The sequence below is a fragment of the Streptomyces sp. NPDC005181 genome (assembly GCF_040608395.1).
Classification (GTDB): domain Bacteria; phylum Actinomycetota; class Actinomycetes; order Streptomycetales; family Streptomycetaceae; genus Streptomyces.
In genome coordinates this window covers 1-24,882 of the sequence record NZ_JBEXID010000092.1, presented here as the reverse complement: position 1 = coordinate 24,882, position 24,882 = coordinate 1, and the positions used below count along the sequence as shown (strand labels likewise).

At 70.3% G+C, this 24,882-nt stretch carries 21 protein-coding genes and 3 pseudogenes; 19 read left to right on the top strand and 5 right to left on the bottom strand.

Annotated elements, in window-relative coordinates; all coding sequences use genetic code 11:
* The 3 genes from kdpB to ABZV38_RS33745 form a co-directional block, all read left to right on the top strand.
* On the top strand, positions 1-1,215 hold a 1,215-nt coding region (gene kdpB / locus ABZV38_RS33755), incomplete at its 5' end, for a potassium-transporting ATPase subunit KdpB (RefSeq protein ID WP_356332259.1).
* A gap of 37 nt (positions 1,216-1,252) precedes the next feature.
* Positions 1,253-1,882, top strand: a complete 630-nt coding sequence (gene kdpC / locus ABZV38_RS33750) for a potassium-transporting ATPase subunit KdpC (protein WP_356332258.1) — start codon at positions 1,253-1,255, stop codon at positions 1,880-1,882.
* A gap of 82 nt (positions 1,883-1,964) precedes the next feature.
* Positions 1,965-2,375, top strand: a complete 411-nt coding sequence (locus ABZV38_RS33745; RefSeq protein WP_356332256.1) for a DUF3592 domain-containing protein — start codon at positions 1,965-1,967, stop codon at positions 2,373-2,375.
* A 325-nt stretch (positions 2,376-2,700) separates the two neighbouring features.
* Here ABZV38_RS33745 and dacB read toward each other — a convergent pair whose 3' ends face one another.
* Both dacB and ABZV38_RS33735 read right to left on the bottom strand, forming a co-directional pair.
* The gene (dacB, locus tag ABZV38_RS33740; RefSeq protein WP_356332255.1) at positions 2,701-4,317 is read right to left on the bottom strand and encodes a D-alanyl-D-alanine carboxypeptidase/D-alanyl-D-alanine-endopeptidase; all 1,617 of its coding nucleotides are present in this window, start codon (positions 4,315-4,317) and stop codon (positions 2,701-2,703) included.
* 80 nt (positions 4,318-4,397) lie between these two features.
* Positions 4,398-5,420 (bottom strand): LacI family DNA-binding transcriptional regulator, encoded by a 1,023-nt coding sequence (locus ABZV38_RS33735; protein ID WP_356332261.1) that lies wholly within the window; start codon positions 5,418-5,420, stop codon positions 4,398-4,400.
* Between the two features lie 408 nt (positions 5,421-5,828).
* Between ABZV38_RS33735 and ABZV38_RS33730 the strand changes: the two genes are divergently transcribed.
* The 9 genes and pseudogenes from ABZV38_RS33730 to ABZV38_RS33690 all read left to right on the top strand — a co-directional run bounded on the left by ABZV38_RS33730 (position 5,829) and on the right by ABZV38_RS33690 (position 17,134).
* Complete coding sequence (locus ABZV38_RS33730) at positions 5,829-7,115, top strand: sugar ABC transporter substrate-binding protein (RefSeq protein WP_356332254.1); 1,287 nt, start codon at positions 5,829-5,831, stop codon at positions 7,113-7,115.
* 115 nt (positions 7,116-7,230) lie between these two features.
* Positions 7,231-8,118: a sugar ABC transporter permease gene (locus tag ABZV38_RS33725; protein WP_356332260.1), complete on the top strand. Its 888-nt coding sequence runs from the start codon at positions 7,231-7,233 to the stop codon at positions 8,116-8,118.
* On the top strand, positions 8,115-8,975 hold the full coding sequence (locus ABZV38_RS33720; RefSeq protein WP_356332253.1) for a carbohydrate ABC transporter permease: 861 nt from the start codon (positions 8,115-8,117) through the stop codon (positions 8,973-8,975). The genes ABZV38_RS33725 and ABZV38_RS33720 overlap by 4 nt, the downstream gene beginning before the upstream one ends.
* Before the next feature lie 54 nt (positions 8,976-9,029).
* Positions 9,030-10,283 (top strand): glycosyl hydrolase, encoded by a 1,254-nt coding sequence (locus tag ABZV38_RS33715; protein WP_356332252.1) that lies wholly within the window; start codon positions 9,030-9,032, stop codon positions 10,281-10,283.
* 70 nt (positions 10,284-10,353) lie between these two features.
* Positions 10,354-13,383, top strand: a complete 3,030-nt coding sequence (locus tag ABZV38_RS33710; RefSeq protein WP_356332251.1) for a glycoside hydrolase family 38 C-terminal domain-containing protein — start codon at positions 10,354-10,356, stop codon at positions 13,381-13,383.
* A 355-nt stretch (positions 13,384-13,738) separates the two neighbouring features.
* Positions 13,739-13,972 (top strand): annotated as a pseudogene (locus tag ABZV38_RS33705) (hypothetical protein); the annotation flags it as partial.
* 78 nt (positions 13,973-14,050) lie between these two features.
* A pseudogene (locus ABZV38_RS33700) lies at positions 14,051-14,380 on the top strand (oligopeptide/dipeptide ABC transporter ATP-binding protein); the annotation flags it as partial.
* A gap of 57 nt (positions 14,381-14,437) precedes the next feature.
* Entirely contained in the window at positions 14,438-16,243 is a 1,806-nt protein-coding gene (locus ABZV38_RS33695; RefSeq protein WP_356332250.1) for a gamma-glutamyltransferase, read from the top strand.
* 63 nt (positions 16,244-16,306) lie between these two features.
* Entirely contained in the window at positions 16,307-17,134 is an 828-nt protein-coding gene (locus ABZV38_RS33690; RefSeq protein ID WP_356332249.1) for an inositol monophosphatase family protein, read from the top strand.
* Between the two features lie 66 nt (positions 17,135-17,200).
* Here the strand turns inward: ABZV38_RS33690 and ABZV38_RS33685 are convergent, their stop codons facing one another.
* The gene (locus ABZV38_RS33685) at positions 17,201-17,632 is read right to left on the bottom strand and encodes a VOC family protein (protein ID WP_356332248.1); all 432 of its coding nucleotides are present in this window, start codon (positions 17,630-17,632) and stop codon (positions 17,201-17,203) included.
* Between the two features lie 42 nt (positions 17,633-17,674).
* A complete protein-coding gene (locus tag ABZV38_RS33680; RefSeq protein ID WP_356332247.1) occupies positions 17,675-18,487 on the bottom strand; it encodes a nucleotidyltransferase domain-containing protein in 813 nt (270 codons plus the stop codon).
* Positions 18,488-18,574: 87 nt separating this feature from the next.
* Here ABZV38_RS33680 and ABZV38_RS33675 point away from each other — a divergent pair, with 87 nt between their 5' ends.
* The 4 genes from ABZV38_RS33675 to ABZV38_RS33660 are packed head-to-tail and all read left to right on the top strand — an operon-like array spanning position 18,575 to position 22,617.
* Positions 18,575-19,990, top strand: a complete 1,416-nt coding sequence (locus tag ABZV38_RS33675) for an NAD(P)/FAD-dependent oxidoreductase (protein ID WP_356332246.1) — start codon at positions 18,575-18,577, stop codon at positions 19,988-19,990.
* A gap of 37 nt (positions 19,991-20,027) precedes the next feature.
* Positions 20,028-20,564 carry an O-acetyl-ADP-ribose deacetylase gene (locus ABZV38_RS33670; protein ID WP_356332245.1) on the top strand — a complete coding sequence of 179 codons (537 nt, stop codon included), beginning with the start codon at positions 20,028-20,030 and terminating at the stop codon, positions 20,562-20,564.
* 49 nt (positions 20,565-20,613) lie between these two features.
* Positions 20,614-22,086 carry an AlkA N-terminal domain-containing protein gene (locus ABZV38_RS33665; protein WP_356332244.1) on the top strand — a complete coding sequence of 491 codons (1,473 nt, stop codon included), beginning with the start codon at positions 20,614-20,616 and terminating at the stop codon, positions 22,084-22,086.
* 12 nt (positions 22,087-22,098) lie between these two features.
* Positions 22,099-22,617, top strand: coding sequence for a methylated-DNA--[protein]-cysteine S-methyltransferase (locus ABZV38_RS33660; protein ID WP_356332243.1), 519 nt, complete (start codon positions 22,099-22,101; stop codon positions 22,615-22,617).
* A gap of 81 nt (positions 22,618-22,698) precedes the next feature.
* Here the strand turns inward: ABZV38_RS33660 and ABZV38_RS33655 are convergent, their stop codons facing one another.
* Positions 22,699-23,283, bottom strand: a complete 585-nt coding sequence (locus ABZV38_RS33655; RefSeq protein ID WP_356332242.1) for a TMEM165/GDT1 family protein — start codon at positions 23,281-23,283, stop codon at positions 22,699-22,701.
* 370 nt (positions 23,284-23,653) lie between these two features.
* Between ABZV38_RS33655 and ABZV38_RS33650 the strand changes: the two genes are divergently transcribed.
* The 3 genes and pseudogenes from ABZV38_RS33650 to ABZV38_RS33640 form a co-directional block, all read left to right on the top strand.
* Positions 23,654-24,064: a (2Fe-2S) ferredoxin domain-containing protein gene (locus ABZV38_RS33650; protein ID WP_356332241.1), complete on the top strand. Its 411-nt coding sequence runs from the start codon at positions 23,654-23,656 to the stop codon at positions 24,062-24,064.
* Positions 24,065-24,272: 208 nt separating this feature from the next.
* Complete coding sequence (locus tag ABZV38_RS33645) at positions 24,273-24,650, top strand: transposase (RefSeq protein ID WP_356332240.1); 378 nt, start codon at positions 24,273-24,275, stop codon at positions 24,648-24,650.
* Positions 24,643-24,882 (top strand): annotated as a pseudogene (locus tag ABZV38_RS33640) (IS1182 family transposase); the annotation flags it as partial. The gene ABZV38_RS33645 and the pseudogene ABZV38_RS33640, both read left to right, overlap by 8 nt.

The window sequence follows — 24,882 nt, the reverse complement described above, 5'->3', positions numbered from 1 at the left end:
CGCAATGTGCTGGCCATGTCGGGACGCGCCGTCGAGGCCGCGGGCGATGTGTCGACGCTGCTGCTCGACAAGACCGGCACCATCACCCTCGGCAACCGGCAGGCCGCCGAGTTCGTCCCGGTCAAGGGCGTACCGGAGGCCGAACTGGCCGATGCCGCCCAGCTCTCGTCACTCTCCGACGAGACGCCCGAAGGCCGCTCCGTCGTCGTGCTGGCGAAGGAGAAGTACGGGCTGCGCGAGCGCCACCAGGGCGAGCTCGTCGGGGCCGAGTGGGTCGGCTTCACCGCACAGACCCGGATGTCGGGTGTGGACGTCGAGGGACGCAGGATCCGCAAGGGTGCGACCGGCTCGGTCGTCGCCTGGGTCGAGGAGCGGGGCGGCACCGTCTCGCCGGATGCCCGCACACTCACCGACCGGATCTCGCAGGCGGGCGGTACGCCGCTGCTCGTCGCCATTGACGACGAGCGGGGCGCCCGGATCCTGGGCGTCATCCACCTCAAGGACGTCGTCAAGGAAGGGATGCGGGAGCGGTTCGACGAGCTGCGCCGGATGGGCATCCGTACGGTGATGATCACAGGCGACAACCCGCTGACCGCGAAGGCCATCGCCGAGGAGGCGGGGGTGGACGACTTCCTCGCGGAGGCCACGCCCGAGGACAAGATGGCCCTCATCAAGCGTGAGCAGGCGGGTGGCAAGCTCGTCGCGATGACCGGTGACGGTACGAATGACGCACCGGCGCTCGCCCAGGCCGACGTCGGCGTGGCCATGAACACCGGTACCTCGGCCGCCAAGGAGGCCGGGAACATGGTGGACCTGGACTCCAACCCGACCAAGCTCATCGAGATCGTCGAGATCGGCAAGCAACTCCTCATCACCCGCGGCGCCCTGACGACCTTCTCCATCGCCAACGACGTCGCGAAGTACTTCGCGATCATCCCCGCGATGTTCGCGGTGGTCTACCCCGGCCTGGACAAGCTGAACATCATGCGCCTGCACAGCCCGACCTCGGCGATCACCTCCGCGATCGTCTTCAACGCGGTGATCATCATCGCGCTGATCCCGCTCGCGCTACGCGGCGTGCGCTACCGGCCGTCCTCCGCCGCGAAACTGCTCAGCCGCAACATCTGGATGTATGGGCTCGGCGGGCTGGTACTGCCCTTCGTAGGCATCAAGCTGCTCGACCTCTTCATCCAGTTCATCCCCGGCCTGCGCTGACGAACGGCCCGACGAGAGAAGAAGGGGAGCCCACACCGTGCGCACCATCCTTCCCCCCGTACTCCAGCACCATCTGGTGGCCTTGCGGATGCTGCTGGTGTTCACCGTGATCACCGGCATCGCCTATCCGCTGCTCGTCACCGGCATCGCCCAGGCCGGCCTCTCCCACCAGGCCAACGGTTCCATGCTGACGACGAACGGCACGCCGGTGGCCTCGAGCCTGATCGGCCAGAACTTCGCCCTGCCGAAGAAGAATCCCCACGACGCACAGGAGCCACTGCGCCCCGACCCCAAGTGGTTCCAGCCCCGCCCGTCCACGGGCGGCTACGACCCCATGAACTCCGGTGCCTCCAACCTGGGCCCGAACAACACCGAGCTGATCAAGACGATCAAGAGCCGTCGCGCCGCCGTCGCCGCCTTCGACGGGGTCCCCTCCTCGTCCGTCCCCCCGGACGCCGTCACCGCCAGCGGCTCCGGGCTCGACCCGGCGATCTCCCCGGCGTACGCCTACGAGCAGGTCGACCGCGTCGCCAAGGCCCGTCGCCTTGCCCCCGCCAAGGTCAGGACTCTGGTCGCCCGGCACGTCCAGGGACGTGTTCTGGGCTTCCTGGGTCAGGAACGCGTCAACGTCGTCGAGCTCAACCACGATCTGGCCAGGCTGATGTGACCAAAATGTAGGGGTGCCGAGGCGATGGCGGCCAAGGCTGGGACACACATCGGAGTGGGGACGTGGCGTGGACGTGGGGGCCGTGGCCGTACTTGCAGGGATCGCTGCGTTCGGCGGCATGTTCGCCGTCCTGGTGGGGGCCTACGGCTTGCGACAGGCACGGCGAGTGAGCGCGACGGGCGTGCGTGTTCAGGCGCTGGTCAAACGACGCCCGGGAGAGACCTGTGAGGAGTCGGTCCCGCCGCGCCCGCTGCTCCAATTCGTGACGGAGGACGACCGGGTGATGGAAGTGGTCTGTCCCGTACCTTCCACCCGGCGACGGCCGGTCAATGACGGCGACAACGTACTTGTCTCCTACGATCCGGCCGACCCGCGCAACGTCGTCGTCCAGGGACGGGAACGCCTGGGCCCTGAACGCGTATTCATCGCCGGGGGCGCCCTCGTCGTGCTGCTCTCGGTGACCCTGCTCGCGGCCGCGATCGCGGGTCGGTGACAGATCCGGAGCGATGTGCGGTACCGGCAGCGCCGAATTGAGCCCGGATGAGCGGCGCCGGCCCCTCACGGAACAGTGCCGAATACACCGCATGGACGGCAGCATCGAAGCGGTTCGTGCTGGGCTGCATACGCCTGCCGACGTCCTACGGTGTGCCGGGCGCCCAGATGCCACCCCCGATCCCTCGGAGCCACGCCGTGTCCCCGGTATCGGCTACCGCTGAGGGGCGGGGTGGGTCCCCGCCCCTCAGCGGACCCGGTCGACCTGCGGCCGGACCAGCGCCTCGCGGTTCGGTGCGCTGTCCCGGCGGTCTCCCGACCGTCGCTCAGCAGCTCGCAGGCTTTGTCCAGGAGCACTCGAGGTCGGTGCGCCCGGACTGCTCATCCCCTGCAGCGGGCGCACCGGTCGTGGGCCGGTCCGACTGGGCCGTACCGTGCCGCTGCTGTGCGCCCTTGACGCTGTAGGAGGCGAGCGCCGCTCCGACCGCATCCTCGATGTTCTTGACCGAGCTCGCGACGTAGTTGTTGCTGACGACGCTGAAGACGAGCTCCCGGCCGTCGGCGTCCGTGACATAGCCGGAGAGCCCCGACACGCCGGTCAGCGAGCCGGTCTTGCCGTGCAGATTGCCGGCAGCCGAGGTCCCGCACATGCGGGAGCGCAGCGTTCCACCGGTCATCCGGTCGGACACGCAGGCGATCGGCAGGGCGTCGTACCAGTCCCGGAACCATGGTTGATGACGTACGGCGACCAGCAGTTCGGTGAACTGCTTGGTGGACACCGCGTCCATCCTCGACAGGCCCGAGCCGTCCACCTGACGCAGGGCGGCGGGGTCCAGTCCGAGGGTACGCAGGTGGTCGGCGATCGCCGACAGGCCGGCCGACCAGGTGCCGCTGCCCCTCCTCTCGTAGCCGATGGTCTTGACCAGCACCTCGGCATGGTTGTTGTTGGACAGCTTCAGAAACGGCGTCAGCAGATCCTTCAGCGGCATCGACGGATGGGAGGCCAGCGTCGTGGCGCCCTGCGGGGCGGCCTTGCCCAGCACCGTCCCTCGGGTCACCTTCACTCCGTGTGCGGCCAGCGCGTCCGCGAAGACGGCTGCCGCATAGCCTGTGGGCTCCCAGACACTGATCCACGAAGTGGTGGAGGCGCTCCCGACGGGGATTTTTCCGCTGACCACGATGGTGTTGCTGCCGTGCATGCGATCGATGGTGATCGCACGGCTCTCATCGGTGGCGACCGTGGTGGCGCGGTTCTCGATGCGGACGTAGTCGTTGGACGGGGTGACTTTCACCGCGGGCGCATCGCCGGGCGCGGAGCCCGGGGTCACCGTGAGGGACACGGTGCCGGCGTCGTAGTCGGTGTCCGGGGCCACCGTCAGCGGAGAGATCTGCGAGGAGTAGTAGGCGGACTCGTCGTCGGCGGCCCAGGACGCGCCGAGCCGGCTGCTGTCGAACCGGGTGTCGTCAGCGACCAGTCGGCCGGTGATCCGGCGGATCCCTGCTGTGGCGACCGTGGCGGCCAGCCGGTCGTAGTCCTCGGCCAGCATCGTGGGGTCGCCGGTGCCGCGAAGGTACAGGTCGCCCTGGATCACGGACCCGTGGCGGGAGCCGTCCGCGAGTACATCGGTGCTGAACCGGTAGTCGGGGCCGAGCAGCGCCATGGCCGCGGTCGACGTCAGGAGCTTGGTACTGGAGGCAGGTACCAGGCGGCCGTCGCCGTTGCGTTGATAGAGCATCTGCCCGGTTTCGGCGTCGCTGACGACGACCCCGGCCTGGGCGCCGTCCAGCCGGGCGTCGCTGAGAATGTGGTCGAGGGTTTCCGACAGGCCGGGCGCCGCGGTGTCGGCCCCGGCCGGCGCTCCTGAGGTGGCTGTCAGCGCCAGGCTTGCGGCGACGGCCCAGAGCAAGGCCCGATGGCGGAATCTTCGCTGAATCGTTGGCATGTGCATGGAAAGAGATGATCAGGCATCCGGATCCTCGGCGGAAGGCCTGCGTCGTTCGTATCCCGTCATGCCCGGCCGCCTCATGGGCCGCCGGGCGCCGCTGCCGTACTCCCGCGCTCGATCAGCCCGGGCAGCGGTACCTGCACGGTGCGGGCCGCGCCGCCGTCGAGCAGTGCGGTCAGTTCGCGCGCGGCGATCCGACCGAATGCGACCGTGTCCCGGGACAGCGCGGTCAGCCAGGGGACCGTCAGCCGGCACAGCGCGGAGTCCTCCCACGACACGACCGAGACATCGCCGGGAACGGAGCGGCCGAGGCCCGCGACGACCGCGGCTCCGGCCGCGGCCATCACATCGTTGTCGTAGATGATCGCGGTCGGCGGTGTGGACTGTTCCAGCACTCTGCGGGTGACGGCCGCGCCCTCCGTATCGGAGTAGTCCGTGGTCACCGAGTGGGCCTCGGCGAGCCCGCGCCGGTCGGCCTCGATGCGCAGGGAGCGGATGCGCCGGTCGGTGTGTGCGAGGGAAGGCAGCCCCGCGATGTGCACGATGTGCCGATGGCCCAGCTCGTGCAGCCGGCCGACGATCGCCGCCATGGCACCCGCATCGTCCGCGCGTACCTGCGAGAGCCCTGGGTGCGGACCCGTGTCGCTGCCGGGCAGGGCGCCGATCACGACTCCCGGCAGCCCGAGCTCGTCCAGCAGGCCGGGACGGGGGTCGTCCGTACGCGGATCGACGACGAGCACCCCGTCGACGCGGTGTTCCGCCCACCAGCGCCGGTAGACGGCGCATTCGGCCTCCACATCCTCCACCACCTGGAAGAGCAGCCCGAGTTGGCGCTCGGCCAGAACCTCCTGGATGCCGGAGATCAGCTGGAGGAAGAACGAGTCCACGCCCAGGTTCGCCGCCGGCCGGGCCACGACCAGCCCCACGGTGGCCGACCCCTCGCCCGACAGCGCGCGGGCGGCGGTGCTGGGCCGCCAGCCCAGCTGCTCGGCGACGCGCCGGATCCGGTCCCGGGTGATCTCCGAGACGCCCGGGCGGTCGTTGAGTGCGAAGGACACGGCGCTCTCCGACACTCCGGCGCGCTGGGCGATGTCCTTCATGGTCGGCCGCCGCGCGGGTGTGCGCCTGGCCGGCCGAGTCTCCTCGACCGGCGGACCCTTCGGTGTCACCCGGTGCCCCTCTTCCTGCGTTCCCCGTCGTTCCCGGGAGACGCGGCGTTCGCTCGCCCCCGGTGCATCGTAAGCCTTCCCGGCGCATTGGTCGACCGAAGTGACGGGTCGACTAATGCGCTTGAGTGCAAACCCCCTAAAGCGCATTAGTCAATCATCGTCAATAGCTCTCTGTACCGCTCTGACCTGCAGATATATAGAAAGTTGAGGCGAACTTCAAGCGAATGTATTGACTTTGCGCCGTGTGCATTGGAAGGTCTGCTGGGCGTACGCAGCCGGGGCGTCATCGGCCTCGGCTCGCCGTCCGCACGCCTGGTCCGAGCAAAGGAGCCGTTCACCGTGCGCATCTCTCGCAGAGCAGTAGCCGCTGCTGCCGTACTCGCCACCGTCCTGCCGCTGAGCGCGTGTGGAGGCGGATCCGGCGACATCCCGTCCGACGCCTCCGGCAAGGTCGAAGGGAAGATCACCTTCCAGACCTGGAACCTGCAGGCGAACTTCAAGGACTACTTCAACGGGGTGATCGCGGACTTCGAGAAGAAGTACCCGGGGACCGAGGTGAAGTGGGTCGACCGGCCGGCTGAGGGCTACGCGGACAAGATCAGCGCCGACGCGGCCGGCGGGACGCTGCCGGACGTCGTCAATGTCTCGCCCGACCTGGTCGCACCACTGGCCAAGGCGGGGATCGCCCTGGACCTCGACAAGGCGGCGGCGAAGTACCGCAAGGAGTACCTGCCGGGCGCCTGGCAGAGCCACCGGATACCGGGCATGGAAGGGACCTACGCCTTCCCCTGGTACCTCAACACCGGACCGCTCTTCTACAACAAGTCCCTCTTCAAGGACGCCGGACTCGACCCCGAGAAGCCGCCGACCACCTACGACGAGCTCTTCGACTCCGGTCTGGAACTGGCCGCGAAGAGCAAGGGCAAGGTCGCCACGCTGGCCAACGTGCCCACGATCGAGGACTTCGGCCGCTACGGCGGACAGCTGATGAACAAGGCAGGTACGGGCTTCGCCTTCAATGACGCCAAGGGGGTCGAACTGCTCACCCACTACAAGGAGTTGTACGACGCCAAGGCGCTCGACCCGCAGGCGCTGACCGCGACCCCCGAGTCGTCCGGCCACAAGTTCCTCACCGGGTCCGTGGCGATGAACCCGGGCAGCGCACTGGACCTGGAGAACTTCAAGAAGCAGGCCCCGAGTCTCTACAAGAACATCGGAATCACCGACCAGATCAGCAGCACCGGCAAGGCCAACATGTACGTCATGGGCGTCATGGTGAACGCGCAGACGAAGCAGAAGCCCGCCGCCGTGGCCTTCGCGCACTATGTGACCGACGCGACCCGGCAGATGGACTTCGCGAAGCAGGTCGCCATCTTCCCGAGCACCGCAGGATCCCTCGACGATCCGTACTTCACCAAGGAGGACGGCACCGATGTGACCCGGGTCCGGGTCGCCGCCGCCAAGTCCCTGAAGGCAGCGGTCAATTACACGCCGGTTCTCTTCAGTGATCAAATGAAGACCGAGCTGCGCAACGAGGTCGCGAAGGCGCTCCAGGGCAAGCAGAGCCCCAAGGAAGCTCTTGACAACGCTGTCAAGGCCTGCGACCGGCTGCTGCAGCAGAGCTGAGCCCCTCGTGAAAACCCCCCTCGTGAAATCTCCCAGGGAAGCCCCGCCGGTCCGGGCCACCGGTGAAGCGGTACCGGCGGCCCGGGGCACGGGCCCCGGCGACCGCCGGTCCGGCCTGCGTACGGGCCACCCGATACGCCGCCAGCTCCCCTGCAGCCCTTGGCTGTTCGCGGCCCCCGGCCTGCTCGTCGTCGGGACCTTCAGCCTGTTCCCGTTCTTCAGCACCTTGGTCAACGCCTTCACGGACCGCCGGACGCTGATGCCCGGGAAGTTCGTCGGCCTGGCGAACTTCCAGGAGCTGATCCACGACGAGATGTTCTGGATCGGGCTGCGGAACAGCACGCTGTACGTAGCCGGGGTCGTCCCTGCCCTCGTTCTCCTGCCGCTGCTGCTGGCGATGCTCGTCCAGCGGAACATCCCCGGCATCACGTTCTTCCGCTCCGCCTTCTACACCCCCGTCGTCGCCTCCATCGTCGTCGTGGGGCTGATCTGGGTGTGGATGCTCGACGACCGGGGGCTGATCAACGCAGTACTGGAGGCGGTGGGGATCGGCAAGGTCGGCTTCCTGAGCGACCAGTGGCTGCTGCTGCTCAGCGCGATGACGGTCACGGTCTGGAAGGGCCTCGGCTACTACATGATCATCTATCTGGCCGCGCTGGCCAACGTCCCCAGGGAACTCCACGAGGCGGCCTCCGTGGACGGTGCCGGCGCCGTACGCCGGTTCTTCACCGTGACCGTTCCCGCCGTCCGCTCCACCATGGTCCTGGTCGGGGCGCTGGCGTCGGTCGCCGCCTTCAAGGCGTTCTCCGAGGTCTATCTGATGGCCGGTCCCTCCGGCGGCCCGGCCGGTGAGGACACCACCCTGGTGATGCTCGTCCAGCGCGTCGGCACCGGACTGAGCGGGCGGGTCGGCTATGCCTCCGCGATCTCCGTCGTCATCTTCGTCGTCACGGTCGCGCTGATGCTCCTGGTGCTCCGCGCCGACCGCAAGGAGGACGCATGAGCATCCTGACCCTCACCGACGCCGAGGGCCGCCGCATCCCGGGCTGGCAACTCGTGTTGCGCTACCTCCTGCTGCTCGCCGTACTGGCGCTGACCGTGGGACCGTTCCTGTGGCAGCTCTCGACCTCCCTCAAGGGGCCCGGCGAGGACATCTTCAGCTCGCCGCCGAGGTTCTTCCCCGGTCACCCGACCCTGGACAACTACACGCGGGTCGCCGAGACCATCCCGGTCTGGGACTACGCGCTGAACTCCGTCAAGGTGGCGACCGCCAATGTGGTCACCAACTGCGTCGGCTCCGCACTGGCCGGCTACGCGCTGGCCAGGATGCGGTACCGGGGGCGCAGGGCCGCGACGCTGGCGTTCATCCTTGCCATGCTCGTACCTGTCGAGGGCATCATCATCGCCCAGTTCACCACCATGCGTGAGCTCGGTCTCAACAACACCCTGATCGGTGTGCTGCTGCCGGGATCCGTCGCCGCGATGAACGTCCTGCTGATGCGCAACGCCTTCCTCAACCTTCCGCACGAGGTGGAGGAGGCGGCGTTCGTCGACGGCGCCAATGTCTGGCAGCGGTTCTTCTGGATCGCCCTGCCCTCGGTCAGGGGAACCCTTGCCGTCGTCGCGATCTTCGCCTTCATGGGGGCCTGGGACGACTTCCTGTGGCCGTTGATCGTGCTGAGCGACCCGGAGAACTTCACCCTGACCATCGGGCTGAACTATCTGCACGGCACGTTCGCGAACGACGAACGGCTCGTCGCCGCGGGCACGATCATCGCCGTGCTCCCGCTGATCGTGCTCTTCGCCTGTCTGCAGCGTTTCTTCTTCCGGGGCGTCGGCGAAGGCGCCGTCAAGGGCTGACCGCCCCGCCTCACCCCGCCCCTTCGCACCACAGAACCAGGACACCCGTACCGTATGCCTCACTCCCCGTTGCGCTTCGGCGTCAACTACACGCCCAGCCAAGGCTGGTTCCACCACTGGCTGGACTTCGACCTCGACGCCGTGCGCGCCGACCTGGACTCGATCGCCGGCCTCGGCCTCGACCACATCCGCGTCTTCCCGCTCTGGCCGCTCTTCCAGCCCAACCGCACCCTGATCCGGCCGCGCGCGGTCGAGCAGCTCGTCCAGCTCGCCGACGCCGCGGCCGAGCGCGGCCTCGACGTCAATGTGGACGGACTGCAGGGACACCTGTCGAGCTTCGACTTCCTGCCCGCGTGGACGCAGACCTGGCACCGGCGCAACCTCTTCACCGACCCGGACGTGGTGGCGGGCCAGGCCGCATACCTGCGTACCCTCGCCGCCGCCCTCGCCGACCGGCCGAACTTCCTCGGTATGACGCTGGGCAATGAGATCAATCAGTTCTCCGGCCCCCCGCACCCCGACCCGGACACCATCACCCCTGAACAGGCGGGCCGTTGGCTGCGTTCCCTGCTCGACGCCTGCGAGGAGGGCGCGCCGGGCAGGCTCCATCTGCACGCCGAGTACGACGCCGCCTGGTATCAGGACGACCACGCGTTCACCCCCGCCCACGCGGCCCGGATCGGCGCGGTCACCGCCGTGCACTCCTGGGTTTTCAACGGCACCGCCCAACGGCACGGCCGCACCGGAACCGCCACCGAGCACCACGCCGCGTATCTGATCGAGTTGTCCAAGGCGTGGGCCACCGACCCGCACCGGCCCGTCTGGCTGCAGGAGGTCGGCGCCCCGGCTCCGCTCGTTCCCGCCGAGCACGCGGCCGCGTTCACCGAGGCGACCGTGGCGAACGCACTGGACTGCGAGGACGTGTGGGGCGTCACCTGGTGGTGCTCCCACGACGTGTCCCGGTCGCTGGCCGACTTTCCCGAACTCGAATACAGCCTGGGTCTGTTGACCAACGACCGGCAGGTCAAACCGGCCGGGAAGGCCATCGCCGGGATCGTGGCGGACCGGCGCGGCACGGAGTACCGCCCGGCGCCGCGCACCACCGCGCTCGTCGTCGACACCGGAGACGACGAGACCGCGCCCCGGCGCTCCACATGCGCCCCCGGCGGCGCGTTCTTCGAGGCGTTCGCCCGGCTCACCGCGGACGGGGTCCGGCCCGCCGCCGTCCTCGCGAGCCAGGCCGGGAACAAGGAACACCTGGCCGCCCGCGGGATCACCGAGGTCCTCACCCCGGACCAGGTCCGCTGACGCCGCACCGGCACCCTGTCCACGCACCCGGTCCCGCACAGGCACCCCAACTCACCACGGAGTCACCCTCATGCATGACGACCGCACCCTGGTCGAAGCCCGCCTCAAGCGCGTCCTCGACGAGCGCATCCGACCAGCAGTCCACCCGGAATCCGTACCGCTGGAAGTCGCCGTCTGGACCGCGCCGGGTGAACCCGTCCCGGTCGCCGAGGGCCTCGCCGCCCCGACCGTGCCCTTCGCGGTCGGCGACAGGTGGGGCGCACCCTGGGGCACCAGCTGGTTCCGGGTCTCCGGAACCGTTCCGCAGGCATGGGCGGGCCGCACCGTCGAGGCGCTCCTCGACCTCGGCTTCGACGAGAACATGCCCGGCTTCCAGTGCGAGGGCCTTGTCTACCGGCCCGACGGCACCCCGGTGAAGGGCCTCAACCCGCGCAACCAGTGGGTGCGCATCGGCGCCCCCGTCGCGGGCGGCGAGGACGTGCTGCTGCACATCGAGGCCGCCTCCAACCCGGTCATACTCGACTACCACCCCTTTCTGCCGACGCAGCTCGGTGACAAGGAGACCGCCGGCAGCGAACCGCAGTACACCCTCGCCCGGATGGACCTCGCCGTCTTCGACGAGAACGTGTGGAACCTCGTCCAGGACCTGGAGGTGCTCGGCGAACTCATGCAGGAACTTCCGGTCGAGGGCGCCCGCCGCTGGGACGTCCTGCGTGCTGTCGGTCGCGCTCTGGACAGCATCGATCTGCAGGACGTGAACGGCACCGCGGCGGACGCCCGGGCCGAGCTCGCCACCGTCCTTGCGGCACCCGCCGAACCGTCCGCCCACCGGATCAGCGCCGTCGGTCACGCGCACATCGACTCCGCCTGGCTGTGGCCGCTGCGTGAGACGGTCCGCAAGGTCGCCCGTACGACGTCCAACATGACGGCCCTGCTGGAGGACGAGCCCGACTTCGTCTTCGCCATGTCGCAGGCCCAGCAGTTCGCCTGGATCAAGGAGCACCGTCCCGAGGTCTACGCCAAGGTGAAGAAGGCCGTGGCGGACGGGCGGTTCGTGCCGTCCGGCGGCATGTGGGTCGAGTCCGACACGAACATGCCGGGCTCCGAGGCGATGGCCCGTCAGTTCGTGCACGGGAAGCGGTTCTTCCTCGACGAGTTCGGTGTCGAGAACGACGAGGCGTGGCTGCCCGACACCTTCGGCTTCGCCGCCGGTCTGCCGCAGATCATCAAGGCCGCCGGCTCCAAGTGGCTGCTCACGCAGAAGATCTCGTGGAGCCAGACCAACAAGTTCCCGCACCACACCTTTCAGTGGGAAGGCATCGACGGCACCCGGATCTTCACCCACTTCCCGCCCGTCGACACCTACAACTGCTCGATGAAGGGCAGCGAGATCGCCCACGCGGCGAAGAACTTCAAGGACAAGGGAGTCGCCCGGCACTCCCTCGCACCGACCGGCTGGGGCGACGGAGGAGGCGGCACCACGCGCGAGATGATCGCGAAGGCGGCCAGGATGCGCAGCCTCGAAGGGTCGGCCACGGTGACCTGGGAGACACCTGCCGAGTTCTTCACCAAGGCTGAGGCGGAGTACCCGAACGCCCCGGTATGGGTCGGCGAGCTCTACCTGGAGCTGCACCGCGCCACCCTCACCAGCCAGGCGAAGACGAAGCAGGGCAACCGGCGCAGCGAGCACCTGCTGCGCGAGGCCGAACTGTGGGCCGCCACCGCCGCCGTACGGACCGGGTTTCCCTACCCCTACGCGGAGTTGGACCGCATCTGGAAGACGGTGCTGCTGCATCAGTTCCACGACATCCTGCCCGGTTCGTCGATCGCCTGGGTGCACCGCGAGGCCGAGAAGACGTACGCGGCCGTCGCCGATGAGCTGAACGGCATCGTCGCCGCGGCGCAGCGCGCCCTGGCCGGCGACCCCGCGTCGGGGGAGCTGCTTGCCTTCAACTCCGCGCCGCACGCCCGCGGCGGGGTTCCGGCCGGTGGCGCCGGGGCTGTCACCGTAGGCAGCCCGGGCCGGCTCGCACCGCGCGAGGGCGGCGGCTACGTACTCGACAACGGCCTGCTCCAGGTGGAGATCGACGGCCGTGGCCTGGTGGTGTCCGCGTACGACATCGGTGCCGAGCGCGAGACCGTGGCGCCCGGGCAGGCCGCGAACCTGCTGCAGATCCACCCCGACTTCCCGAACATGTGGGACGCCTGGGACGTCGACGCGTTCTACCGCAACACCGTCACGGATCTGACGGACCTCGACGAGCTCACCCCCGTCGAGGACGAGGGCGCGGTCGGCGTCCGTGTCGTCCGCAGCTTCGGCGACTCGCAGGTCACCCAGGTGCTGACGCTCGCCCCTGGCGCCAAGCGGCTCGACATCGACACCGAGGTCGACTGGCACGAGACGGAGAAGTTCCTGAAGGCCGCGTTCCCGCTGGACATCCATGCCGAGCGGTACGCCTCCGAGACCCAGTTCGGGCACTTCTACCGGGCCACTCACACCAACACCAGCTGGGAGGCCGCCAAGTTCGAGGCCTGCAACCACCGCTTCGTCCACCTGGAGGAGCCGGGCTGGGGCGTCGCGCTCGTCAACGACTCGACGTACGGCCACGACGTGACCCGTACCGTCCGTGACTCGACCGCCGGGACGACCACCACCGTCCGGGTCTCGCTGCTGCGCGCCCCGCGCTTCCCCGACCCGGAGACCGACCAGGGCGTACACCGCTTCCGCCACGCGCTCGCGCCGGGCGCCGCGATCGGCGACGCGGTCCGTGAGGGCTTCCGGATCAACCTGCCGGAGCGCCGGGTCGCCGGCGACCGTACGGTGGCGCCGCTGGTGACCGTCGACAACGACGCGGTCGTCGTCAGCGCCGTCAAGCTGGCGGACGACGCGAGCGGCGATGTCGTCGTACGGCTCTACGAGTCGACGGGCGGCCGCGCCAGGGTCCGGCTCGGCACCGGCTTCGAGTTCACCGATCCGAAGGTGACCGACCTGCTGGAGCGGCCGCTCGCCGAGGGGAACGTGCCGGTGCGGGTGGACGGGGGCGTACAACTGTCGCTGCGCCCGTTCGAGCTGGTCACGATGCGTCTGACGCGCCGCTGAGCCGGGCCGGGACGGAGCGGGGCCGGGCCCCGACGGACCGGTGGAAACAGGCCGGGCGGACTGACCTCGATGTCGTAACAGGGCATCCAGGTCAATCCGCCCGGCCCGTGTGCGTCCTACACCTTTCCGTTATTCGATCGTCAGTAAAAACCGTCCGCCATGTGGGCACCCCTCTTGCCTGTGGACTGTATGCGAAATACGGTCTGCGATATTCCTTGATCACCCTCTGGCGGGAGGTAGGCCCCCGTGCGCCGAAAAGCGGTTGGCCTGGTGGCGGTTGCATTGGTGTCCCTCACCTCGGGCTGCGCATCGCTGCAGTCCTCGGCCACCGAGGTCGGCGGTGTGCGGAAAACCGATGAACGGTCCGTACACGACGGCGGGACACTCACCGTCGCTCTCACTACTACGACGCGGACAAGGTCCACCTCGACGGCGTCGTCTACAAGCCGATCCCCGACGGCAACGTCCGGCTCGCCAACCTGCGCTCCGGCGACCTCCAGGTCGGCGACCAGATGGGGCCCATCGGCGTCCGCGGCTCGCCCTCACCGGCGGCATCATCGCCGCCGTCTTCGTCCTCACCGCACTCCTCGCCCCGCTGATCGCCCCGTACGACCCCGCGCAGCCGGACTTCGGGGACGTCCTCGCCGAACCGAGCTGGTCCCACTGGCTCGCTGTGATGTACCTCGGGCAGATCGTCGAACAGGCCCCGACCACCGAACTGTTCGCCTCCCCGAAGCACCCCTACACCCAGGCGCTGCTGTCCGCCGCGCCCGTCCCCGACCCGGTCGAGCAGCGCTCCCGCGAACGCATCGTGCTCCACGGCGATCTGCCCGGCCCGCTCGACCCGCCGGCCGGCTGCCGCTTCCACACCCGCTGTCCGCTCGCCACCGACCGCTGCCGCACCGAGGTACCGGCCCTGCGTGAGCTGCCCGGCGGACGACAGATCTCCTGCCACCTCGTCGGAGCGGACGGGACCGCCCCGGACACGGCCTCCTGACCTCCCGTACATACGATCCGAACCACACCACGTACGTCGCAGCTAGGAGCCGCATCCGTGTTCACCACCCGGCCGACCCTTCAGGGCGCCTTCGGCATGGTGTCCTCCACCCACTGGCTCGCCTCGCAGTCCGCGATGGCCGTCCTGGAGAACGGCGGCAACGCCTACGACGCCGCCGTCGCCGCCGGATTCGTCCTGCACGTCGTCGAACCGCACCTCAACGGGCCGGCCGGTGAGGTGCCGATGATCCTGGCGCCGAGCGACGGCGACGTGCAGGTCCTCTGCGGCCAGGGCCCGGCCCCCGCCGGCGCCACCGTCGCCCACTACCGCTCCCTCGGCCTGGACCTCGTCCCCGGCACCGGACCGCTCGCCGCCGCGGTCCCCGGTGCGTTCGACGCCTGGATGGTGCTGCTGCGCGACCACGGCACCAAGTCCGTCGCCGAGGTGCTGCGGTACGCGATCGGCTACGCGGAGGACGGCCATGCCCCCGTCGAGCGGATCGGCCAGACCGTCGAGGCCGTCCGCGAACTCTTCGAGACCGAGTGGCAGTCCTCCGTCGACGTCTACCTCCCCGGCGGCACGTCCCCGAAGCCGGGCGAGCTCTTCCGCAACCCCGCCCTCGCCGCGACCTGGCGCCGCCTGACAGCCGAGGCCGAGAAGACCGGCGGCGACGACCGCATCGCCCAGATCGACTCCGCGCGGAAGATCTGGAGTGAGGGCTTCATCGCCGAAGCCCTGGTCCGCCAGGCCGGTCGCCCCACCATGGACACCAGCGGCACCCGCCACACCGGCACCCTCACCGCCGCCGACCTGGCCGGCTGGTCCGCGTCGTACGAGGCGCCCGCCACGTACGACTGGAACGGCTGGACGCTCGCCAAGGCCGGTGGCTGGAGCCAGGGCCCCGCCTTCCTCCAGCAGCTCGCCCTGCTCCCCGCCGAGCTTCCGCAGTACGGCTCCGCGGAGTACGTACACCTGCTCATCGAGGGCTGCAAGCTCGCCATGGCGGACCGTGAGGCCTGGTACGGCGACGCCGCCGACGTACCTCTCGACGTGCTGCTCTCGGAGCCGTACAACGCCGAGCGGCGCACACTGATCACCGACGGGGCGTCGCGCGAGCTGCGCCCCGGCAGCCCCGGCGGCCGCACCCCGGTCCTCAGCGAGCACGCGCACGCCGTCGCCTCCGGCGAGGCCGGGTTCGACGCCATGGGCATACCGGCGGCGGGCGTCGGCGAGCCGACCGTCGCCAAGGACGGCGCGACCCGTGGCGACACATGTCACCTCGACATCGTCGACCGCTGGGGCAACATGATCTCGGCCACCCCCAGCGGTGGCTGGCTCCAGTCCAACCCGGTCGTGCCCGAGCTCGGCTTCCCGCTCGGCACCCGCCTCCAGATGGCCTGGCTCGACGAGGGTCTGCCGAACTCCCTCACCCCCGGCCGCCGCCCCCGCACCACCCTCACCCCGTCCCTCGCCCTGCGCGACGGTGTTCCGGTGATGGCGTTCGGTACGCCCGGCGGCGACCAGCAGGACCAGTGGCAGGTCCACTTCTTCCTCGCCGTCGCGCTGCGCGCCGAGGTCCGCGGCGGGCTGGACCTCCAGGGCGCCATCGACGCCCCGAACTGGCACAACGACAGCTTCCCCGGCTCGTTCTTCCCGCGCGGCATGCGGCCCGGCAGCGTCACCGTCGAGGAGCGCATGGACCCGGAGGTCGTCGAGGAGCTGCGCCGCCGGGGCCATGACGTCACGGTCGGCGATCCGTGGTCCGAGGGCCGGATGTGCGCCGTCGCCCGCGACCCGGAGACCGGAGTGCTCTCCGCCGCCGCGAACCCGCGCGGCATGCAGGGGTACGCCGTAGGCCGCTGACCGGTCACCTCCACGTCATGGCCAGGTCGTCAGGAACCCGGTGGACCGTGCTTAGCTGGGGGCATGATCGATGACTTCCTTGCCGGGGACCTGACCGAGGTCGAGGAGGCGGTCCGCGCAGCGGCCGCCGCCGAGATCATGCCGCGCTACCGGCAGCTCGCCGCACACGAGATCGTCGAGAAGAGCGGTCCACACGACCTCGTCACCACCGCCGACCGCCTTGCCGAGGAACACCTCACCGCGTCCCTGACCCGGCTCCTGCCGGGTTCGGTGGTCGTCGGTGAGGAGTCGGTCCACGCCGATCCGAAGGTGTATGACGCCCTGGGCGGCGAGGCGCCGGTCTGGATCATCGACCCAGTCGACGGCACCCGCCAGTTCGTCCGCGGCGAGCCCGGCTTCTGCACGCTCGTCGCCCTCGCCCACCACGGCGAACTCCTTGCCTCGTGGACGTACGCCGCGGCCCTGGACGAGATGGCGGTCGCGGTCCGCGGCCGTGGCGCCACGCTGAACGGCGTCCCGATACGTGCTGGGTCGCCCGCGCCGGGCGCTGTGCTCGAGGTGGCCATGTCGCACCCCGACTACACCTCCGACGCCCAGAAGCGCGCCCTGCTCGGCCTGCGCACCGAAGGCATCAACGCCCGCCCGTGCGGCGCGGCCGGCCTGGAATACCTGGGCGTCGCCCGCGGCGACCAGGACGCGGTCGCCTTCAACTGGGAGTACGCCTGGGACCACGCAGCGGGCCTGCTCCTGGTCACCGAGGCGGGCGGCGCGCAGGCCACGCTCTCGGGCGCCCCGTTCCGTATCACCGGCGGCAACGCCCTGCCCTTCACGGCCGCCCGGGACGAGGCGACGGCCGGGCGGATCCTGGAGGCACTGCGCGCCGGGGGATGACCCGGCCCCACGGGGCTCGCGTGGGCCGGCCGTCCGCAGCGAGCGGGGCCGTCCGCGACGACCGGGCTACGGTTGCTTCACCCGGTGCAGAACCAGGCAGAACGGATGCCCCGCCGGATCGGCATAGATCCGCCACGGCCGCTCGGCCCGCTCCATGTCCGCCTCCCCGCCGCCGGCGCCGTCCGTGCTCCCGTCGTCGAGCACGATCGCGCCGGCCGCGACGACCTCCGCCTGCGCCGCGTCCAGGTCCGGCACACCGAAGTCCAGATGGAACTGCTGGGGGCGCGCCGGGTCCGGCCACTGCGGCGGCCGATAGTCTGCCGCCCGCTGGAACGCCAGGACGAGACCGGCGTCGGTGTGCAGCGTCGCCCAGTCCTCGCCGAGTCCCCACCGCCGGTCCGGCTCGTTGACCCGGCCGCCGATGACCGACCGGTAGAACTCGGCGAGACGCAGCGGATCGGGGCAGTCGAGCACTACGCACTGAAGTTCGGCGATCATGACCGGATCCTAAGCCAGGCCCGGCCACCGGCGGCTCCCCGGTTACTGGAGCACTGCGCGCACATCCCGCACCACAGCCCCCGCCGTCTCCACCGCCGCCACGTCCAGCCCCCGTAGCGCCGCGCCCACCCGCCCGGCGAAGTCCGCCGGAGTCTGCGGCAGCAGCGCGGCCGCCACCAGCGCGCCTTTCTCGTTCAGGCACCAGGTGCGGTGATGGGCGTGGAGGGACTGGGTCAGGATGCCGAACGCCCTCGACAGGCACAGGGCGATATGCAGGGTGTCGCCGGAGGAGGCCGATTTGCGTGCCGCGCCCAGGAAGAAGTCCGCCTCCCAGGCTGCGTCCACGAGTGCCTTGCGCAGCGGATCGGGGTAGCTGCGGGTCTCCTGCTGCAGCTTCGTCAATTCACCGGAAGGATCGGACAGTACGCGGCCGAGCGCGACCTCGCCCGGATAGCAAGGGGACCAGAACCCCAGCGGATGCCCGGGCTGGATGCCCACCTCGAAGCGGCCCTCACGGCAGTCGGACCAGACCTTCTCGACCCGGTCCAGATCGCGCAGGATCCAGTCCACCGGCGTGCCGTCGACCCGCAGCCACGCACCGCCGTTGACCCACGACCCCCAGCCGCCCGGACCCGCCACCTCCACCGGCGAGCCCTGCACCTCGCACGCGAGTGCCGTCAGGGCGGCCAGGTCGGGAGCGCCCCGGTAGTAGACGCCGAGGTCCCAGTCGGAGTCCGGACGATGAGTGCCACGGGCGCGGCTGCCGCCGAGTACGACGGCCCGGACACCGGGCAGTGCGGCCAGCTGTGCCGCCATGTCGCCGATGAGTGATGCATCCACTGAATCTCTGTTCATCGGCGGGGACGTTACCCGCGGCCCGGCTGTCGGTGCAGCGGAATATCCTTGAGTCTCTTGGCCGTCGGCTGACAAAGGAGTCCGAAGGTGCCGTCGATGCTCGATGCCGTCGTCGTGGGGGCGGGACCCAACGGACTGACCGCCGCCGCCGAACTGGTCCGCCGTGGCTTCTCGGTGGAGGTGTTCGAGGCGGCAGAGACCGTCGGAGGCGGCGCCCGCACCGAGGAGCTCACCCTCCCCGGCTTCCGTCACGACCCGTGTTCCGCCGTGCACCCGCTGGGTATCGGCTCGCCCGCGTTCGCCGCGATGCCGCTCGCCCGGCACGGCCTGGAGTGGCTCCAGCCCGAGCTGGCGCTCGCCCACCCCTTCCCGGACGGCTCCGCCGCGGTGCTCACCGGGTCGGTGGGGGAGAGCGCGATGTCGCTGGGGCCGCAGGACGCGGGGGCGTACCGCAGGCTGCTCGCCCCGTACCTCGGCCACTGGGACACACTCGCCCAGGACTTTCTGCGGACCCCGTGGGACGGGCTGCCACGCGATCCGTACCGCTGGGTGCGGTTCGGACTGGACGCGATCCAGCCCGCCACGCTGCTCGCCCGCCGGTTCCGGGGCGCAAAGGCGCGTGGCCTGTTCGCCGGGCTCGCCGCCCATGCCATAGCTCCCACCGGCGGCATCGCCACCGGCGGCATCGCCCTGCTCTTCGCGCTCGCCGCGCACGAGAACGGCTGGCCGGTGCCGCGCGGCGGCTCACAGGCCATCTCGGACGCTCTCGCCTCGTACGTACGCGAACTGGGTGGCGCGATCCGTACCGGCACGGAGGTCAAGCGCCTCGACGAGCTCCCGCCCGCGCGCGCCTATGTCTTCGACACCTCGCCGACCGCCCTCGCCCGGATCGCCGGACTGGGCAACGCCTACCGCGGCTACCGGTACGGCGCCGCCTGCTTCAAGATCGACTACGCCCTGTCGGGCCCCGTCCCCTGGACCGCGAAGGCGGCCCGGCGGGCCGGCACGGTCCATGTCGGCCCCACGGCCGGTGAGATCGACGGCGCGCTGCGCGCCGCGGTGGCGGGCCGCGACCCCAGCGTGCCGTTCCTGATCACCGCGCAGCCCAGCCTCGTCGACCCGTCGCGCGCGCCTGAGGGACGCCATGTCTTCTGGGCATACGGGCATGTCCCGGCGGGCTGGGAGGGCGACGCCACCGAAGTCATCGAGCGGCAGCTGGAGCGGTTCGCGCCCGGTTTCCGCGATCTGGTGCTCGCCCGCGCCGTCGCGGGTCCGCCGCAGCTCGCCGCGCGCAACGCCAATTACGTCGGCGGTGACATCGCCTGCGGCGCGTTCGCCGGACTGCAGACGGTGATCCGGCCGAAGCTCGCCCGCGTGCCGTACGCGACGGCGCATCCGGCCGTATTCCTGTGCTCCTCGGCCACCCCGCCGGGGCCCGGGGTGCACGGGATGTCCGGTCACCATGCGGCGAAAGCGGTCTGGCGACGGCTCCGGGCGGCTTGAGCCACGGGAGCCGCCCGGTGACGGCATGATGGCCCGCATGAGCACACCTCCGGCCGTCAGGATCACTCTGGTCCGCGGCGACATCACGCAGCAGTCCGTGGACGCCGTCGTCAACGCCGCGAACTCCTCCCTGCTCGGCGGCGGCGGGGTCGACGGAGCGATCCACCGGCGCGGCGGCCCGGAGATCCTCGCCGCGTGCCGCGAACTGCGGGCCTCGCAGTACGGAAAGGGGCTGCGGACCGGGCACGCCGTCGCCACCACGGCCGGAAGGCTCGACGCCCAATGGGTCATCCATGCGGTCGGACCTGTCTGGAGCAGCGCCGAGGACCGGTCCGCGCTGCTGGTCTCCTGCTACCGCGAATCGCTGCGGGTGGCTGCCGAGCTGGGTGCGCGTACCGTCGCCTTCCCTGCCATCTCGACCGGTATCTACGGCTGGCCCATGGATGACGGGGCCCGGATCGCCGTCCGCACCGTTCTGGCAGAGGCCACCCCTCCAATCGAGGAGGTGCGGTTCGTGCTGTTCGACGCACACGCGTACGCCGAGTTCGAAGAGGCCCTGGCAGTGCAAGGTTGATGTCGGATTTTCGCCAGCTCCGGTCTGCCCGGTGACCCATGCTTGAACCATGTACACCGACACCGAGCGTTGCGTACGGGCCGTCCAGTCCAAGGACGCCCGCTTCGACGGCTGGTTCTTCACGGCGGTCCTGACCACCCGGATCTACTGCCGTCCGAGCTGCCCCGTCGTGCCGCCCAAGGTCGAGAACATGACCTTCTACGCCAGCGCTGCCGCCTGCCAGCAGGCCGGGTTCCGGGCCTGCAAGCGGTGCCGGCCCGACACCAGTCCCGGCTCCCCGGAGTGGAACGCCCGCGCCGACTCGGTCGCCCGCGCGATGCGGCTCATCGGGGACGGGGTCGTCGACCGCGAGGGCGTGCCGGGGCTGGCCGACCGGCTCGGCTACTCCGCCCGCCAGATCGAACGCCAGCTCCTCGCCGAGCTGGGCGCCGGTCCGTTGGCCCTGGCCCGCGCGCAGCGCGCCCAGACCGCCCGGCTGCTCATCGAGACGACCGAACTCCCCATGGCCGACGTGGCGTTCGCAGCCGGGTTCTCCTCCGTCCGTACCTTCAACGACACCGTCCGTGAGGTCTTCGCGCTCGCGCCCGGCGAGCTGCGCACCCGCGCCGCCCGGTCCGTGAAGCCGTCGGCGACACCGGGCGTGATCGCGCTCAGGCTGCCGTACCGGGCCCCGCTCAACCCGTCCAACCTCTTCGGCCACCTCGCCGCGACAGCGGTCCCCGGTGTCGAGGAATGGCGCGACGGCGCCTACCGGCGCACGCTCACCCTCCCGTACGGGCACGGCATCGTCTCCCTCACCCCGCACCCCGACCACATCGGGTGCCGGCTCTTCCTCACCGATCCGCGCGATCTCACCCTTGCCATCAGCCGCTGCCGCTGGCTGCTCGACCTGGACGCCGACCCGGTCGCCGTCGACGACCAGCTGCGGGCCGATCCACTGCTCGCCCCGCTGGTCGACAAGGCCCCGGGGCGGCGGGTGCCGCGTACCGTCGACGGCGCGGAGTTCGCCGTACGGGCGGTGCTCGGCCAACAGGTCTCGACGGCCGCCGCCCGTACCCATGCGGCCCGCCTGGTCACCGCTCACGGCATCCCTGTCGACGACCCGGAGGGCGGCCTCACCCACCTCTTCCCGACCCCCGGGGCGCTGGCCGGTCTCGACCCCGGGCAGCTCGCCCTGCCCCGCAGCCGCCGCACCACCCTCACCACACTGGTCGGCGCGCTCGCCGACGGCTCGCTGCGGCTCGGCACCGACAGCGACTGGGAGAAGGCCCGGGCCGAACTGATCGCACTGCCCGGCTTCGGCCCGTGGACCGTCGAGGTCATCGCGATGCGGGCGCTCGGCGACCCGGACGCCTTTCTCCCCACCGACCTCGGTATCCGGCGGGCGGCGGAGGAACTCGGCCTCCCGTCGACACCCGCGGCGCTCACCGCACGCGCGGCGGCCTGGCGCCCCTGGCGGGCGTACGCGGTCCAGTATCTGTGGACCGTTGACGACCACCCCATCAACCACCTGCCCGTATAAGGGAGTTCCCGCATGACTGCGACACATCTCGCGACCCGTCGGCACACGGTCGTCGACAGCCCGTACGGCCCACTGACCCTCGTCGCCACCGACGGCGTGCTCTCGGGCCTCTATATGACCGAGCAGCGGCACCGCCCTCCCGAGGAGACCTTCGGCGACCCCGACCCACGCCCCTTCGCGGAGGCGATCCGTCAGCTGGACGCCTACTTCGCCGGCGAACTGCGGGAGTTCGAACTGCCACTGCACCTGGACGGCACGCCGTTCCAGCGCAGTGTGTGGGAGCAGCTCCGGCAGATCCCGTACGGGGAGACTCGCTCGTACGGAGAACTCGCCGAGCACCTGGGCAAGCCGGGCGCCTCACGCGCGGTGGGCCTCGCCAACGGCAAGAACCCGGTGGGGATCATTGTCCCGTGCCACCGGGTCATCGGAGCGTCCGGCAGCCTCACCGGGTACGGCGGCGGTCTCGACCGCAAGCAGCGGCTGCTGGCCTTCGAGAACGGTACGGGGGACGACACCCCGGCGCTCTTCTAGAGCGTGTTCCGGACACAGCGAAGCCCGGCGGACGCACAGGGCGACCGCCGGGCTTCGCCGTGGCTGCGTCACGGAACCGGCTCAGGCCGTGAAGATCTCGACCACCGACCAGATCGCCAGCCCCAGCATGCACAGCCCGCCGATGCGCTGGACCGTCCTGAGCGGAACCCGCTTCGCGATGAAGCGCCCCGCGAGCAGCGCCAGCGCGGACACGGACATCAGAGCGGCCAGGGAGCCGATGGCCGTGGACCACGTGCCGTTGCTCGCAGCCAGGTTGGCCGTGGTGATCTGGGTGAGGTCGCCCCATTCACTGATGAACACCGCCATGAACGCGGTCGAGTAGACCGGCCAGAAGCCGGTCACGGTCTTGACTTCGCTCTCCTCGTCGCCGTCGTCACCCCCGGAGCGCAGCAGCATGAAGGCGCCGAACGCGAAGAGGGCTGCCGAGACGAGCTTGACTATCCAGTCGGGCAGCAGCCCGATCAGACCGCCCGCGCCGACGGCGATCGCGACGTGCACGAGGAACGCGGACGAGGTGCCGAACCAGACATAGAGCGGCCGCATGCGTGTGCCCATGGCCAGCGACGCGAACATGGTCTTGTCGGGGAGCTCCGCGAGGAAGATCAGCCCGAAGGCGGTGACGATCGCCAGGGGGTCGAGATGCATTCCGGGTGGCTTTCTGCGAGAGCCGGGCCCCGGGTCTTTCCGCGAAGCGCCACTCTGGGCTTTTCGGAGGACCACTCGGCCCGGCATGACTGCAGCGCCCACAGTGCGCGGGCGTGTCATACCTGACCGAAGGTCTCGCCCACCCGTAAGGATCTACGAGCCCGGCCACCGGGAACCCGAGGGTTCCAGTGTGTCGACGACCGGTTTGCGGGGCTACTCCCCTTCGCAGCCGCCAACTTTACCTCACCCCCACGCAGCCACCGGTGCCGGAGGGGCTCACATGTTCGACTTCACTCTGTGCTCGGTACAGTCCCATGGTGATCATCCGCGCCCTCGTCCTCGCCCGCGTCACGACCGCAGGTGTCCCCGCATGAGCCGCCGCACGCGCAAGGCCGCCACGTCCGCCCCGGACGTACCCCGGCCCACCGTCAGTGTCTGCCGAGGCTGCTGCTGCGGTACGCCGAAGATCCCGGAGGTGGACCACGCCGGACAGCTCGCATCTCTGCGCCGGTCCCTCGGCGAGATCGCCGCCGTGCGTGCCGTGGAGTGCCTGGACGCCTGCGAGCAGGCCAATGTCATCGTCGTGCAGCCTTCGGCCGAGGGCAGGAGGGCGGGTGGCCGGCCGGTCTGGCTCGGCCTCGTCAACGACCCGGACGCCGTCGCCGACATCGTCGCCTGGGTCGAAGCGGGCGGTCCCGGCCTCGCGGACGCCCCCGACATCCTCGACCTCTACACCTTCCGCCCCTCGCGACGCGTCCAGCAGGAACTCGGTTCGTCCTGAGGGACAGCCCCTAAGCTTGACTCTGTCGGGGATCTTGGAGTTTCGCGGTGCGGCAGCATGGTCAACAGGCATGCTCGTGTCGTTCCGATGACCGATGCAGCTGCCGAGGTGCCCGTTGTCCCTTCGCCCCCGTTCCGGTGAGCAAATCCCGCCTTTGACCGCGAGGGTCGCGCGGGCAAGCAACCCGAAGGGCACGACAGCGATGTGGGTGAGAGACCGGCTGGATGGGCTGTGGTGCGACGAGGACTTCGCCGCCTGGTACCCGCGCGACGGGCGTCCGGGCGTCTCGCCCGCTCAACTGGCCACCGTCTGTGTGCTGCAGTTCCTGCTCGGTCTGTCCGACCGACAGGCCGCCGAGGCGGTGCGCTGCCGCATCGACTTCAAGTACGCCATGGCCATGGAGCTGGACGATCCCGGCTTCCACCACAGTGTGCTGGCCGACTTCCGTGACCGTCTCGCCGAGGGCGAGCGTGCGGACCGCCTCCTCGACCTCGCGCTGGCCCGCCTGAAAGCCGCCGGTCTGGTGTGCGAGCGCACCACGCAGCGCACCGACTCCACCCATGTCCTGGCCGCGGTGCGTGCGTGACCTGACACGGCTGGAACTGATCACCGAGGCGGTGTGGGCCGCGCTGGAGGAAGTCGCCGGCACCGCCGGGTACCTGCTCGTCGGCCTGGTCGACGAGGAGTGGGGGCGCCGCTACGGCCGACCGGTCCGCCTGGGCAAGAACCCCACCCGTCCCAGGACCAGGATCCTCGCCACCGGCAACCACGCTGCCCGGCTTCTGGAACACCTCTGTCGGCACGGAGCAGGCCGCGCA